16 protein-coding genes and 2 pseudogenes are annotated in these 13,420 nt (G+C 41.6%); 9 read left to right on the plus strand and 9 right to left on the minus strand.

All coding sequences use genetic code 11. The annotated features are described in order from the left end of the window. Positions 1-3 precede the first annotated feature (3 nt). The 3 genes from ABUE36_RS08575 to ABUE36_RS08585 all read left to right on the plus strand — a co-directional run bounded on the left by ABUE36_RS08575 (position 4) and on the right by ABUE36_RS08585 (position 925). On the plus strand, positions 4-309 hold the full coding sequence (locus tag ABUE36_RS08575; RefSeq protein WP_161001133.1) for a DUF2922 domain-containing protein: 306 nt from the start codon (positions 4-6) through the stop codon (positions 307-309). Between the two features lie 105 nt (positions 310-414). Next, the gene (locus ABUE36_RS08580) at positions 415-546 is read left to right on the plus strand and encodes a hypothetical protein (RefSeq protein WP_421016602.1); all 132 of its coding nucleotides are present in this window, start codon (positions 415-417) and stop codon (positions 544-546) included. A 193-nt stretch (positions 547-739) separates the two neighbouring features. Further along, positions 740-925: a hypothetical protein gene (locus ABUE36_RS08585; protein WP_017262090.1), complete on the plus strand. Its 186-nt coding sequence runs from the start codon at positions 740-742 to the stop codon at positions 923-925. A 90-nt stretch (positions 926-1,015) separates the two neighbouring features. Here the strand turns inward: ABUE36_RS08585 and ABUE36_RS08590 are convergent, their stop codons facing one another. Both ABUE36_RS08590 and ABUE36_RS08595 read right to left on the minus strand, forming a co-directional pair. Beyond that, positions 1,016-1,594, minus strand: a complete 579-nt coding sequence (locus ABUE36_RS08590) for a hypothetical protein (RefSeq protein WP_161001132.1) — start codon at positions 1,592-1,594, stop codon at positions 1,016-1,018. A 303-nt stretch (positions 1,595-1,897) separates the two neighbouring features. Then, positions 1,898-2,500: a nitroreductase family protein gene (locus ABUE36_RS08595; protein ID WP_161001131.1), complete on the minus strand. Its 603-nt coding sequence runs from the start codon at positions 2,498-2,500 to the stop codon at positions 1,898-1,900. A gap of 178 nt (positions 2,501-2,678) precedes the next feature. On the opposite strand from ABUE36_RS08595, the gene ABUE36_RS08600 reads away from it, so the two are divergent. Beyond that, on the plus strand, positions 2,679-3,425 hold the full coding sequence (locus ABUE36_RS08600) for a glucose 1-dehydrogenase (RefSeq protein ID WP_161001130.1): 747 nt from the start codon (positions 2,679-2,681) through the stop codon (positions 3,423-3,425). An 82-nt stretch (positions 3,426-3,507) separates the two neighbouring features. Here the strand turns inward: ABUE36_RS08600 and ABUE36_RS08605 are convergent, their stop codons facing one another. From ABUE36_RS08605 to ABUE36_RS08615, 3 genes are all read right to left on the minus strand, one after another. Continuing rightward, positions 3,508-3,924: a pyridoxamine 5'-phosphate oxidase family protein gene (locus ABUE36_RS08605; RefSeq protein WP_161001129.1), complete on the minus strand. Its 417-nt coding sequence runs from the start codon at positions 3,922-3,924 to the stop codon at positions 3,508-3,510. A gap of 87 nt (positions 3,925-4,011) precedes the next feature. Beyond that, entirely contained in the window at positions 4,012-4,518 is a 507-nt protein-coding gene (locus ABUE36_RS08610; protein ID WP_161001128.1) for a hypothetical protein, read from the minus strand. 16 nt (positions 4,519-4,534) lie between these two features. Next, the gene (locus ABUE36_RS08615; protein WP_096109805.1) at positions 4,535-5,464 is read right to left on the minus strand and encodes an IS30-like element ISLpl1 family transposase; all 930 of its coding nucleotides are present in this window, start codon (positions 5,462-5,464) and stop codon (positions 4,535-4,537) included. Between the two features lie 138 nt (positions 5,465-5,602). On the opposite strand from ABUE36_RS08615, the gene istA reads away from it, so the two are divergent. From istA to ABUE36_RS08640, 5 genes and pseudogenes are all read left to right on the plus strand, one after another. Further along, positions 5,603-6,826, plus strand: a complete 1,224-nt coding sequence (istA, locus tag ABUE36_RS08620) for an IS21 family transposase (RefSeq protein WP_003555353.1) — start codon at positions 5,603-5,605, stop codon at positions 6,824-6,826. Positions 6,827-6,835: 9 nt separating this feature from the next. Further along, positions 6,836-7,357 (plus strand): annotated as a pseudogene (locus ABUE36_RS08625) (ATP-binding protein); the annotation flags it as partial. A gap of 98 nt (positions 7,358-7,455) precedes the next feature. Then, the gene (locus ABUE36_RS08630) at positions 7,456-8,385 is read left to right on the plus strand and encodes an IS30-like element ISLpl1 family transposase (RefSeq protein WP_096109805.1); all 930 of its coding nucleotides are present in this window, start codon (positions 7,456-7,458) and stop codon (positions 8,383-8,385) included. 14 nt (positions 8,386-8,399) lie between these two features. Further along, positions 8,400-8,552, plus strand: a pseudogene (locus tag ABUE36_RS08635) (IS30 family transposase); the annotation flags it as partial. Positions 8,553-8,755: 203 nt separating this feature from the next. Continuing rightward, a complete protein-coding gene (locus ABUE36_RS08640) occupies positions 8,756-9,172 on the plus strand; it encodes a pyridoxamine 5'-phosphate oxidase family protein (RefSeq protein ID WP_161001126.1) in 417 nt (138 codons plus the stop codon). A gap of 70 nt (positions 9,173-9,242) precedes the next feature. Here the strand turns inward: ABUE36_RS08640 and ABUE36_RS08645 are convergent, their stop codons facing one another. From ABUE36_RS08645 to aguA (ABUE36_RS08660), 4 genes are all read right to left on the minus strand, one after another. Beyond that, a complete protein-coding gene (locus ABUE36_RS08645; protein WP_421016603.1) occupies positions 9,243-10,025 on the minus strand; it encodes a MurR/RpiR family transcriptional regulator in 783 nt (260 codons plus the stop codon). Position 10,026: 1 nt separating this feature from the next. Then, positions 10,027-11,133 (minus strand): agmatine deiminase, encoded by a 1,107-nt coding sequence (gene aguA, locus ABUE36_RS08650; RefSeq protein ID WP_421016604.1) that lies wholly within the window; start codon positions 11,131-11,133, stop codon positions 10,027-10,029. A 214-nt stretch (positions 11,134-11,347) separates the two neighbouring features. Beyond that, a complete protein-coding gene (arcC, locus tag ABUE36_RS08655) occupies positions 11,348-12,316 on the minus strand; it encodes a carbamate kinase (RefSeq protein WP_421016605.1) in 969 nt (322 codons plus the stop codon). 9 nt (positions 12,317-12,325) lie between these two features. After that, positions 12,326-13,420 (minus strand): agmatine deiminase, encoded by a 1,095-nt coding sequence (aguA, locus tag ABUE36_RS08660; RefSeq protein ID WP_421016606.1) that lies wholly within the window; start codon positions 13,418-13,420, stop codon positions 12,326-12,328.

The following is a 13,420-nucleotide window of genomic DNA, read 5'->3' on the forward strand; positions in this document are numbered from 1 at the left end:
TCTATGAAAGAGCTTAGTTTAAAATTCAAAAACGGTGACGGCAAAGCCAGCCACCTAAAATTACGATACGTTAGTGAAGACTTAACTGAATCCGCAGTCCGTGCCGCAATGAAGACCATCGCAGAATCAAACGTGGTGGTTGATAAAGACAACCATCTGACTTATGTAACCCCTGTTTCAGCTCAGTATATCGATACTGTGAATACGGTGATTTTTGATGATGAGCCAGTCAAGAAGCCTCATGCTTCAACGCCGCCTGTATCCTCTGCTCCGGAAACTGCAGTGGACGCCGCACAACCACAAGTTTAACCCTCAAGTTTTAGCAAAAATGGCACGCCCTTCCATTGCTGGAGGCGTGCCTCTTTCTATGTATGCGTAACGTTAAACTCTAAAACTGTTTCTGGAGGAGATTGCATGAAACGTTTAACTACTTTAGCCGTTGGTCTTCTATGCTGGTGGATTGCTGCGGCCATCTTCAACATACCACTGTCGCCATCTAAAATTTGTCATTATCTTATCGAATCGATCTTCATGATGAACTTTTAATGTTGCGTATTTTTTCACCCCAAGCATGTAGAAAAAAGATCAATTCAGTAACCAATGATGGCGTTTTCATACACTTTTATAAAAAGTTTGACCTTTTCTGACTTTTATCGAGCATTTCTATTGACCCATCTTGAAAAAGATGGTATTTATAAGTAGTCAATTTTTTTAGATTTCTCGCATGGAGGGACAGCAGATGGAAACTGAAGCACATCGCAACATCATTACATCAAAACTACGTCGCTTATTTAAAACAAAGGCACAGACAAAAGAAGATCGAACTGTTATCGTACCAAGCAGCGTTCGGTCAGAAAACCATCGTTTTGATCAGTCACTATTCAACAGTCTGTTGAGCCTGCAATTTGCACGAATTGACGACTAGTTCAGTAATTTAAAATTTAATCGGTCCACAAAAGACGATCACTGAAATTCATTCAGTGATCGTCTTTCTTCATTTCAAATATAAAATCGCTTAATTTGCGATACCAACCCATGGTTTGGCAACATTCGCTGACAACAGTGTAATCAGCCATTGATTCCACTGCTGCAACTCGATAACCTGCCGCAACACTTGACTACGGGCATCAACTGTCTCAATTAAGACACGATCAGCAACTTTGGCAGCAACCTGTTGGACAAGGACAAACGCCACATGTGTTGCACCTAATGCTGTCAGTACCGCCAATCGATCCGAACAAAACGGTGTCACGGTCTTCACTTCACTATCGGACGCAGCACTGTTCGTTAAAATGAGCCGTTTTACCGGCCGTTTGAAATTAGTCAGTGCCCAACTCAAGGTGTGCAAGTATTTAACTGTCGCCATCCCTGAAGTTAGGTACACAGCGTCGATACCGGCAGTTGCCTCAGCCATGAATAGACCATCATCGGCCGCGCCAACCAAAATTTCAAAACGTTCACGTACCTGCTTTGATAAGTTGTGAGGATGCATCGTGGTCAAGCGCAAGCGATCCGCAGGTTGAGATGCGGCCATTGCCGAAATCAACGTTTGCGTACTCTGCTGATCCGCATTGATAAATAGAATGTTTGCCATGGTACACCCTCCTTTGAAACAGTTAATGCCCATTGATAATTGCTATATGGATATTATAACCGTTTTTTCATAAAAAGGATATACCAAATATTAAAAATATACTATTTAAGTTGCGTACGCTTTATTTATCATCACTTATAAACGGTCTTATACAGGCATTTATTTAAGCGAGTAAAACAATTTACCAGTTATCAATGTAATGTATACCAATATTGTGAAGAGTTACTTTACAAATTGATGAATCCCCTATACAAATAGGCTTTTCGCATCATTTGGAATGTCGCTTTGTTGAAACCATTTCTACTAATCGATTGTCTTAAAGCGATCTTCATCATCCATATAATCTTTATCGTCGGCCGTACTTTCGATTGACCCAAATGGCATTTCACTACGTAAGCGCCAGTTGCTTGGTAAGTCAAATGCCTTAGCAATACTGTCGTCAATAAGCGGGTTGTAATGTTGAACAGATGCACCCAGATTGTTCTCAGCTAAAGCAGTCCACGCTGCAAACTGACTGTTACCAATATGCTGTTCCGACCAATCATAGAAATTGTCAGCATACAGTGGGAAGCCATCTTCCAATTCCTTAACTTTATCCATATCAGTAAACCAAAGAATCGTCCCAAATCCAGCCTTAAATTGCTGTTCGACCTTTTGTTTGCTGCCTTCAAAGGCCTCCGCAGGCGCAACCTTCTTCAACTCGTCCAACACGATGTCCCAAACTTTTTCGTGAGCGTCACCAAAAGCAAAAACGACACGCGTTGTTTGACTATTAAAGGCGGACGGTGACTCTTTGATTACGTCCTTGAGTAACGTGGTAATGTCGTCTTGAGACTGGCTCACCCGTTTGCCCAAGTTGTAAATTGATCGACGTTGCTTCATTAAGCCTAAAAGTTCTGTTTCCATGTCATCGTCCTCCAAAGTTTTATCATTGTTTTCTATAACGGGGTTTACTATATCGCACTTACGAAAAGTAAGCAACAACATTTTCAATTATTTTCATCTTGTATATTGCTTCACATTGTTTACCAAACATGCGAAAATAACGGTGTAGTAGCAACCTAAACCAATGGAGGTTATGAAAATGGCAAATCGTTTAACGGATAAAGTTGCAATTATCACAGGTGGAACCAAGGGTATCGGGCTGGCAACCGCCGCCGCTTTTTTACGAGAAGGTGCTAAAGTTGTTATCACCTCACGCAACAAGGATGACGGTCAAACAGCACTCGATGGTCTGAACGGCGGTGACAACGCCCTTTATATGCAACAAGATGCCTCTGATGAAGCTCGCTTTAAAGAAGTTATTGATGAGACTGTTGCTAAGTTTGGTAAGCTTGATGTCATTGTCAACAACGCTGGTATCGCCATTGCGAAAGATGTTGAGCACACCACCGCTGATGAATGGCATCAATTGCTGGGAATTAACTTGGATGGTGTTTTCTACGGTACAAAGTACGGCATGATTGCAATGAAGAACCACGGTGGCTCCATTATCAACATGTCCTCCATTGAAGGATTCATCGGTGACCCACTATTGGCAGCTTATAATGCATCTAAAGGTGGCGTTCGCTTATTCAGCAAGTCTGCAGCGTTGTATGCCGCAAAACAAGGTTACGGCGTGCGCGTCAACACTGTGCACCCTGGGTACATCAAAACACCACTAGTGGAAGCCCAACCAGGAATGGAAGAAGCTCAAACAAAATTAACACCAGTTGGTCACATCGGTGAACCTGATGATATTGCAAACATCTGTGTTTACCTCGCCTCCGACGAATCCAAGTTCGCTACCGGATCAGAATTCGTTGTCGACGGTGGCTACACCGCTCAATAAAATAGAATTTACGTTCACTCTTACGCGTATTATAAAAAGCCCAATTCCGACGAATTGGGCTTTTAGCATTTCATTGATTAAATTAATCTAAAACTGGTTCGTTTGCGATTTCTGTACCAGCGTCAGGACCTGCATTAAGACTCACAATTCGGTCAACGGAAATGACAACAGCTGCAATTAAATCAGGCAATTGATTATCCACAGCATACTGGTGAGCAGCGTCAAATACGGGGCCATCTTTATAGATTGTTGCGTACCCTTCAACTCGCAATCCAATCTTACCTGGATAAGGGTGAACGGCAACGGCTATCTTATGGTTTGCCTGCAAATTGTGCCAAGCTTGGCGCCCAGTTTCCTCATTATAGATTAAATGTTCATCGTCCATGACTCTCAGCGTGCCCTTTGGACCAATTTGTGGATTTCCATCCTCATCAACGGTCGCAATAAACGGAAACGCTTGTGAAATCAAATCTTTCATTTCGGATGTCAACTTTGCCATACTGAAACCTCCTCAAACTTAATTGAGTCCAGTATATAGGACACCTCATTGTCACGCTATTTTTCTGTTCCCAGTAACGATTCTTTGTTACTTTCCCTGTTCGCGCATGATGATCATTGCCAGTCCAATACCAGTTAATAGACCAAAGGATTCATTTACCGTGACCGAAAACGCATCTGGATTATCAATTTGCTGCCGCATGCTAACTACTAATGCTTGATCGCCTGAACGAAATATTTGAAAACTAGCGTTGCCAAGCCCTGCCTTCAACTGGTAGCGTTCATTCTTCACGTTAATGAGATAACCGTTTTGAAAATTATGAGTTAACACTAATGCCACCGGCTGATGGTTGATCTCCAAACGGTATTTACTACTCAATAAATGTGTCTTCGACTCGACCGTTAACGTCATTCCTTCCACGGTGAGTTCGTCATGAATTGGCATTGCCACAGCCCAGCCCAAGAATTGGTTCCACAAATTCGTCCAACCGTGATTTTTAACACGGCCCAATTCGTGACCATCTTCATTGGTAAGTAAAAAACGTTTACCACGACCTGCATTAGCAATCAGGTGTGTGGTTAATCCACTTGTCATTTGGTAGATTGCAAATTTAATCCGAATTTTTGGACAAATTGGTCAGCATAACCTGATACGGTGTTTTCCAGTCAAGTATTTTAAGCGGTCTCTGGTTAATTTGGAGTAACGTCGTCGTTAAATCTTGAGCACTAATGTGCTCAAAACGAGTCCCCTTAGGATAAAAATAACGTAAATTCCGATTAAAGCGTTCATTACTACCACGTTCAGCTGGCGTATAAGCATGACAGTAATAGGTCTTAATACCATATTGTGATTCAAATGATACTAGCCCACTAAACTCAGTACCACGGTCCACAGTAAAACTGTGCACCGGTCCATTAAAAGTTGTTAGGAACTTAGTCAGTGCTTCATTAACACTCGCTGTCGTTCGGTCCTTTAACCGATATGCCCAAAGGAACCGTGATTTGCGATCGATTAAAGTTAATAAAACTGCCTTACTATGCCCACGAGGGCCAACGACGGTATCTAGTTCAAAATCACCGATGCGATTACGTTGATTAATCATCATGGGACGCTGTTCAATCGATCGCCCCAAAGATTGATTATATTTGGATCGTTGGTCAACGTTACGCCGTTGGCGTACGCCATGTTCAGGTAGATCATTCAAGGAGAAACCAATTCTCCCCTGATTTAGCCAATTATAAATAGATTTAGTCGCTAGTTTAAATTCGTGAGCAATCATTCCTGGTGACCAGCTTAGATGTAAATGGTTGAGAATTGTTTGCTTTAACTCATCGCTCAGCTTAGTTTTCCGACCACATCGTGATCGCTTGTATTCGGCATCTGTTTGTGCTAATTCAGCCTGATAAGGTTGACATCGAGATAATTCATAAGAAATTGTTGACGGTGATCGGTTCAGCCGAACGCCCATTTGGATATTGGACAGCCCTAGTTCACAAAAGGTTTCGATTTTAATTCGTTCGGAATAGGTTATACTAGACAAAAGATCAGCTCCTAAAAGATGGGTTTGTTGTAAATGTAAAAGGCACCCGTAAAATGTAGGAAAACGGCAGGTTAGAACTGTTGGTTTTCCTACATTTTTTGTATCATGAATCACATCAGAGTGTAGGAGGAATTTGATGTGAGACGTGATTTAAGAGAAGGAGTGACGATTTACGTGACTGAAAATATTAAGCCTAACTTCGCCGAGATTGCCCGGCAATATAATGTTGATTATCGAACCGTTAAGAAAGCCTATGAGGAAGTCAAAGCTGGACTTAAGGGCCGACCAAGTGGTCGACCGAAACGGCCAAGTTTACTGGATCCATTCAAGCAAACCATCGATTCAAAGCTTGAACTAAATTGTTCGGCTGCTTCAATTTTTAAATTTATCCAGAAGAAGGGCTTTACCGGCAGCTATACCCTCGTGAAAGATTATTGTCGCCAAACCCGCCGAGAACGAGTTAAGAAAGCTACCATTCGGATTGAACATTCCCCTGGTCTCTCTGCTCAAGTTGACTGGAAAGAAGAAATGGCCCTAGTGAGCAGCGAGGGTGAGCTGTTTAAATTCAATATTTTCTTGTATGTATTGCCTTATTCAAAACTCAAATATATGACACTAACCTTTGATCGGAGCCAAGATACCCTCTTTTCTTGCTTACACGACGCTTTCCTTCATACCGGAGGTATTCCGACGGAAATCTGGTTTGATAATATGAAAACCGTTGTGGATCATACAAAATCCCAGTTTGGCCACGCTGTCTTTAACGAACGGTTCCACGAATTCTGTAAAGATGCCGGTTTCACACCAATTGCTTGTCGACCATTCAGACCACAAACTAAAGGTGCAGTTGAAGCCCTTGCTCGCACGGTTGAACGTTTACGGCCATACAATACTGAATTTGCTGATGGAACTGAGCTAATCGAACTAGTTCATATGCTCCGAGATGATCTAAATCATGAAACTTCGCAGGCCACGGACGAAGTCCCGTACCTGAAATGGTTAGACGAAGAAAAAGAGTACCTTCATCGCGTTCCAGTTAATCTCCTTGAACCATACTTCGAAGAAAACATTACCCGTGTCGTTTCGAAGGAGGCCATGATCAATTTCCGCAAATGTAAGTACTCAGTAGATCCGCGATACATTGGTTGTACGGTTGCTGTTGAAATCTCCAATGATGAGCAGCGCATTCACATTTATTATAACGGAGAAGAAATTCGTACGCACTCCATAACTACCAATTCGCTGAATTATGACCCCCAAGATCAGTTCAATATCCTCAAATCTGATTTGCTTAAAGGGCGGACAGATGAAGACATTTCAGCTTACATTCGTGAACATATGACTGATTACGACAACTTATAGGAGGCTACCATGACCACTAATAATCAAATTCTTTTAAATAATCTTGAGCGCTTAGGGTTAAACAAAATCCGTGAATACTTGCCGAATTACCTTGATCAAATTCACACTGATAATCTGTCATTAACTGAGGCGCTAATTGATTTAACTAATTCGGAACTCCAGAATCGACACGAAGGTCAGATTGCACGGGCCATTGGCCGTGCTCGGTTCCCCAATACAAAATCCCTAGATACATTTGATTTTAGCTTTCAACCCAGTATGAATCGCCAAGAGGTTCTGGAATTCCAGAATCTGGCTTTTATGGAAAAGTCTGAAAACTTAATCTTTATTGGCAATCCGGGAGTCGGTAAAACCCACTTGGCAATTAGTATTGGGATTGAGGCCTGTAAACAGGGCTGTCGGGTTCTCTTTATTAATTGTCATGAGCTGTTGATTAGATTGAGAGCAGCTTACGAAAAAGGACTGCTTGATCGATCTCTAAGCCGCTATTCGCGCTATGACCTATTAATTATTGATGAAATTGGGTATTTAGTAGATTGTAAAATTAATCCGAACGCTGTTCGGACAAAAAAGATCAGCTTCCTTTAAAATGGTGTTTACAACAAACCCATCTTTTAGGAGCTGATCTTTTGTCTAGTATAACCTATTCCGAACGAATTAAAATCGAAACCTTTTGTGAACTAGGGCTGTCCAATATCCAAATGGGCGTTCGGCTGAACCGATCACCGTCAACAATTTCTTATGAATTATCTCGATGTCAACCTTATCAGGCTGAATTAGCACAAACAGATGCCGAATACAAGCGATCACGATGTGGTCGGAAAACTAAGCTGAGCGATGAGTTAAAGCAAACAATTCTCAACCATTTACATCTAAGCTGGTCACCAGGAATGATTGCTCACGAATTTAAACTAGCGACTAAATCTATTTATAATTGGCTAAATCAGGGGAGAATTGGTTTCTCCTTGAATGATCTACCTGAACATGGCGTACGCCAACGGCGTAACGTTGACCAACGATCCAAATATAATCAATCTTTGGGGCGATCGATTGAACAGCGTCCCATGATGATTAATCAACGTAATCGCATCGGTGATTTTGAACTAGATACCGTCGTTGGCCCTCGTGGGCATAGTAAGGCAGTTTTATTAACTTTAATCGATCGCAAATCACGGTTCCTTTGGGCATATCGGTTAAAGGACCGAACGACAGCGAGTGTTAATGAAGCACTGACTAAGTTCCTAACAACTTTTAATGGACCGGTGCACAGTTTTACTGTGGACCGTGGTACTGAGTTTAGTGGGCTAGTATCATTTGAATCACAATATGGTATTAAGACCTATTACTGTCATGCTTATACGCCAGCTGAACGTGGTAGTAATGAACGCTTTAATCGGAATTTACGTTATTTTTATCCTAAGGGGACTCGTTTTGAGCACATTAGTGCTCAAGATTTAACGACGACGTTACTCCAAATTAACCAGAGACCGCTTAAAATACTTGACTGGAAAACACCGTATCAGGTTATGCTGACCAATTTGTCCAAAAATTCGGATTAAATTTGCAATCTACCTATTTTTATCCTAAGGGGACTCGTTTTGAGCACATTAGTGCTCAAGATTTAACGACGACGTTACTCCAAATTAACCAGAGACCGCTTAAAATACTTGACTGGAAAACACCGTATCAGGTTATGCTGACCAATTTGTCCAAAAATTCGGATTAAATTTGCAATCTACCTCATGTTTATCTTTACACCTAAACTAAAATGGACAGGATAAATCTTGCGTTCACATTTTGTAGTGAATGCGTAACTAACAGCATATTAAGCAGACGTCAGTCACCACAAGTGATTTTCCAATCAGTTTTTTTCGTAATTACTTATTGTTATGATACCCTTTATTTAAAGAAAACATTTGGAGGATAGACATGCTAAAAACCATTAAAGTCGCAGAAAAGATGCTTGAATCGGCCACGGTATTTCAAGTTTCCACAATAGACTCACTCGGTTTTCCAAATATTACAGCCCTTACTCCCTTAAAAATGGACAGATCATTAGACACAATCTTTTTCTATACAAAGCACAATTCTGCCACAGTTAAAAATTTGAGCAACACAACCAATGCAGCTATTTATTGTTTTAACGAGGATGCTCATACATCCCTAATGCTAAAAGGGCGTTTTCTTATCGTTAACCCACAGGAGTTAGACTCCTCCTGGACGGATTATCTTAACGGATTTCAAAAATCATTAAACTACATCGATCCCGCAATATTACGTTTCACATCACTTGCGGTAAAGGTCCGTGAATCCGGCAAAGTCTCATATTCCGACCTGCAAGACTAGTTTCGGAAAGGTTCGCGACATAGCTAATCATTGACCGACAACTATTATTAAACTCTTTTCCAGCAATTTTCTACTCATCCAGCCATTGATAGAGTATCAATTCCATAATCACAATTGCGGTCACACGGGAACTGATTTCGACACCCTCTTTGGATCTGATTTGGTCAAAAAAAGTATACAAATTAATATCGCTCAGGTTTTGAATGGTGTTGTTGTCAGCGCCTGTAATCGACAGCACCATTGGCCGATTTAGGGGCTCTTTAAAAACTTGTTGAATAAGATTAACGAACTCAACCTCCTCACCCGTATAGTCGATAATAAGGATTAGGTCTTCCGCGGTAATGTGGTCCATTGCTGCGCGTCTATATAATTGATCTTCAGGAAAGCTAACGTTGAATCCAGCTAATTGGTAAAGATTTGTAATGTACCTTGCCGCACTCTTACTTAGACCACGCGCAAAAATAAAAATCGTTCTCGTGTGTGATAACTTTGCCGTGATTTGATGGAGCACTTCAGGTCGAAGAACATGAACCGTTTCTTCAATATTTTTAAGAAAATCTTCTCGATAGCTAGACTGATTAACAACAAATTGATTATTGGCCTGATCTCGCGCCTCACTGGCATTGTCACGTGTCGTGAACTTTAAAACCGTGATGAATTCGCTGTATCCAGAAAAACCAATTTTTCTAACAAATCTTAAAAATGTCGCCGTTGATACAAAGCAAGTCGCTGAAACCTCGCGGATTGACATTTCTTGAACGTCACCCATGTTTTTAACAATGTAATCAAACAGCTTTCGTTCATTATCCGTTAAACTTTGCAAGTGAGTGCTGACAATCTCAAAAAAGTTCATGTTACTCACCCCCAAGACAGGAGACATCAGGACGCGTATGAACAACGGTGTGTAGACCGCCACCACCTAAGATCATTTCGTGGGCATTAAACGGTAAAACGCGTCGCTTAGGAAACAACTCCTGTAGTTTCTCTACCGCTTTGTCGTCATTGCTGTCTCCAAACTGTGGGACTATCACAGCATCATTAATCAATACATAATTAACATAACTAGTCGTTAACCGTTGCCCTGGAGTCCGCGGCAACAAACCATTTATTGGATCAATTGACTCGCTTTCTACTTTTCCGACAGTTTGCACTTTTGGCATATTTAAATGGTGAATTTTTAAGGAACGATTATACGCATCTTTCGCCTTTAACAAAGCTCTTTCAATTTGCCGAACGGTTTGGAACATTGGATCTTTTTTATCTTCAGTCCAAGTAATCACCACTTCGCCTGGCGCAATGAAATTGACGATATTATCGACGGCCCCATTTGTTTCATCTAAAAAGAAACCATGCTTTAACCAGATGATTTTCTTTATGCCAAGATATCTTTTTAACATCATTTCCACTTCTGATTTTGACTGACCTGGGTTACGACCTTCAGACAGTAAAACATCCTCAGTAGTAATCAAAGTGCCTTGCCCATCGGTGATAATAGAACACCCCTCGACGATTAAATTATGTTCTACATAATATGGAATGCTGTTCAGCTCGGCTAACTTCCCACTAATAAGCTGATCTTGATCCCACGGAAAATACAAACCATCCAATAATCCACCCCACGCATTGAAGCCAAAATCAATTGCTTGAAGTTTTCCCTCTGCTTCGACATAAATTGGGCCTGTATCTTTAATAAACGCGTCATTACTGCTCATCTCTAAAACGCGTATATGATTGTCTAATAGATGCCTAGCATTTAAATATTGTTTGCTGGACACCAACATTGTTGTTGGCTCATATTTACCGATCAGGTTGGCTAGCTTTGTAAACGCCCGTTGGGCCGGTTTGGCACCATCTCGCCAATTGTCCGGTCTTTCAGGCCAAATCAAATAAGCATCTTTTTGTCTTTCAAATTCAGCAACAAACCTGACACCACTAGTTGGTGGCAAAGTAGTTAATTTCATGAATTTCCTCCTGAATATATTTGTAACGGCACTTTACAAATATACAGTAATTACGTTATCAATATGACGCCACGACGGTATTAGTTTACTAGTGGACTAATAGCGTTGGGTCTCCATACGTTTAATTTAAAATCAAAATGCACCGATTTCCTATTCCTTAGAAAATCAGTGCATTTTTGAAACAAAACCTAAATAAGTTCATACAAAAATCAAATCACTTGTTCAGAACTGTATCGCGAGCCTTCATAACCGTTGTACCTGCGCCAGAGGTAAGAAACTCGCCGACATTGTCAAGCGACGTGATTACTGTTTTACCGTGGTCACTATGATTGACGAAATCCATTGCGGCTTGAATTTTAGGCAACATCGAACCAGGAGCAAATTGCTTTTCTTCGATATAATCGTTCAATTCCTCGACCGTTACATCAGTTAACTTTTGTTGATTTGCCTGATTGAAGTTCACATAGACGTTATCAACTGCTGTCAGAATAATCAGTAAATCTGCATGAATGAGTTCGGCTAATTTTTCTGAAGCGAAGTCCTTATCAATGACGGCCTCACGACCAATATATCGTGAACCGTCTTTAACAACCGGAACACCGCCGCCACCAACAGAAATCGGAATAATGTTAGCGTCGACCATCTGATTAATAACATCAGCTTCAACCACGCCGATTGGCTTCGGTGATGGCACTACTCGGCGATAACCACGTCCAGCATCTTCAACAAACGTAAACTCAGGATGATCCAGTCGTTGCTGGGCGACTTCATCGGCCTTATAAAATGGCCCGATTGGCTTTGTAGGGTTAGCAAAGGCCTGATCATCTGCATCAACCTCAACTTGTGTCACAACCGTGGCTACAGACTTATCTGAACCCTTTTCCGCCAGCGCCTCATCCATCGCATTTTGAAGCCAATACCCGATACTCCCTTGCGTCATTGAAACCGCGGAATCGATTGGCATTGCTGGATTCTTTTCTGTTGCCCCAGCGGCTTGCTGAAGTAACAAGTTGCCAACTTGAGGACCATTACCGTGAGAAATCACCAACTGATCACCTTGTTCAACGAACTGAACTAATGAAGCAGCAGTTTTGCGCAATGCGTTTTGCTGAGCCTTAGCACTGGCATCGTTGGTCAAAATTGCGTTACCACCAAGAGCAACAACTATTTTTCTACCTGCCATATTCTTCACCTACGCTTTCGGTACCTGTTGGGTAATGCAGTGAATATTGCCACCACCCAATAAAATTTCTCGAGCCGGTACCCCGACTACTTTGCGATCTGGATACAATTGTTCTAATACTTCTTGCGCATTATCATCCGCCGGGTCTCCAAACGTTGGATAGACAATACCGCCGTTTGCCGTGTAGTAGTTAACGTAACTTGCAGCTAAACGATCTCCGGCCTGACGAGGCAAGGTTCCATCAACTGCATCGACACCCTCACTTTCTTCTTTGGTAATCAAAACTGGCTTTGGCACAGTTAACTTAACCACTTTAATCTGGCGACCTTTAGCATCGGTAGCATGTTCCAAAATATCTAGATTTTCTTTCGAAATTTGATATTGCGGGTCGTTTTTATCGTCTGTCCAGGCCAGGGCGACAACCCCTGGCTTTACAAAGTTGGCAATGTTGTCCACGTGCCCATTAGTCTCATCATTATAAATCCCGTTTTTGAGCCAAATAATCTTTTTGAGATTCAGGTGTGTTTTTAGAACTTCCTCGATTTGTTCTCTTGAAAGTTGCGCGTTGCGACCCTTCGACAGAAGACATTCTTCTGTTGTAATTAAAGTGCCTTCCCCATCCACATGAATAGAACCACCTTCGAGAATGAAATCGTCTAATCGGTAGCGATCCACGTGTTCCATCTCAGACATTTTTTGAGCCACACGGTCATCCTTATCCCATGGGAAATATAAACCATCAACTAAACCACCCCATGAATTGAATGTCCAATCCACAGCCCGTAGACCACCCTTATCGTTTTTTACAAACGTTGCACCACAGTCCCGTACCCAAGAGTCATCATTTGAAATTTCGACGACTTCAACATTGTCGGGTAACATTGTTCGCGCATTCTCATACTGGTCATCATTGACACCAACTGTGACATGTTCGAATTGGAAAATGGCCTCTGCTACTTTAACAAAAGTATGCTGTGCTGGTTTACCACCGTTACGCCAGTTATCAGGTCTTTGTGGCCATAGGATGTAAACACCTTGATGTTCTTCAAATTCTCCGGGCATTCTGTACCCATCTTGCTGAGGTGTGCTTGTTAAAGTTTTCAT

It is taken from the genome of Furfurilactobacillus cerevisiae (genome assembly GCF_048961765.1).
Classification (GTDB): Bacteria; Bacillota; Bacilli; order Lactobacillales; family Lactobacillaceae; genus Furfurilactobacillus; species Furfurilactobacillus milii_A.

Bases quoted from the DNA above. Each gene is read 5' to 3' on its own strand.
- ABUE36_RS08590 (WP_161001132.1), bottom strand. From the start codon at position 1,594: ATGGCAAACATTCTATTTATCAATGCGGATCAGCAGAGTACGCAAACG.
- aguA (WP_421016606.1), bottom strand. From the start codon at position 13,420: ATGAAAACTTTAACAAGCACACCTCAGCAAGATGGGTACAGAATGCCC.
- ABUE36_RS08605 (WP_161001129.1), bottom strand. From the start codon at position 3,924: ATGGCAAAGTTGACATCCGAAATGAAAGATTTGATTTCACAAGCGTTT.
- ABUE36_RS08585 (WP_017262090.1), top strand. From the start codon at position 740: ATGGAAACTGAAGCACATCGCAACATCATTACATCAAAACTACGTCGC.
- ABUE36_RS08610 (WP_161001128.1), bottom strand. From the start codon at position 4,518: ATGACAAGTGGATTAACCACACACCTGATTGCTAATGCAGGTCGTGGT.
- ABUE36_RS08645 (WP_421016603.1), bottom strand. From the start codon at position 10,025: ATGAACTTTTTTGAGATTGTCAGCACTCACTTGCAAAGTTTAACGGAT.
- ABUE36_RS08580 (WP_421016602.1), top strand. From the start codon at position 415: ATGAAACGTTTAACTACTTTAGCCGTTGGTCTTCTATGCTGGTGGATT.
- ABUE36_RS08575 (WP_161001133.1), top strand. From the start codon at position 4: ATGAAAGAGCTTAGTTTAAAATTCAAAAACGGTGACGGCAAAGCCAGC.
- ABUE36_RS08595 (WP_161001131.1), bottom strand. From the start codon at position 2,500: ATGGAAACAGAACTTTTAGGCTTAATGAAGCAACGTCGATCAATTTAC.
- ABUE36_RS08640 (WP_161001126.1), top strand. From the start codon at position 8,756: ATGCTAAAAACCATTAAAGTCGCAGAAAAGATGCTTGAATCGGCCACG.
- aguA (WP_421016604.1), bottom strand. From the start codon at position 11,133: ATGAAATTAACTACTTTGCCACCAACTAGTGGTGTCAGGTTTGTTGCT.
- arcC (WP_421016605.1), bottom strand. From the start codon at position 12,316: ATGGCAGGTAGAAAAATAGTTGTTGCTCTTGGTGGTAACGCAATTTTG.
- ABUE36_RS08600 (WP_161001130.1), top strand. From the start codon at position 2,679: ATGGCAAATCGTTTAACGGATAAAGTTGCAATTATCACAGGTGGAACC.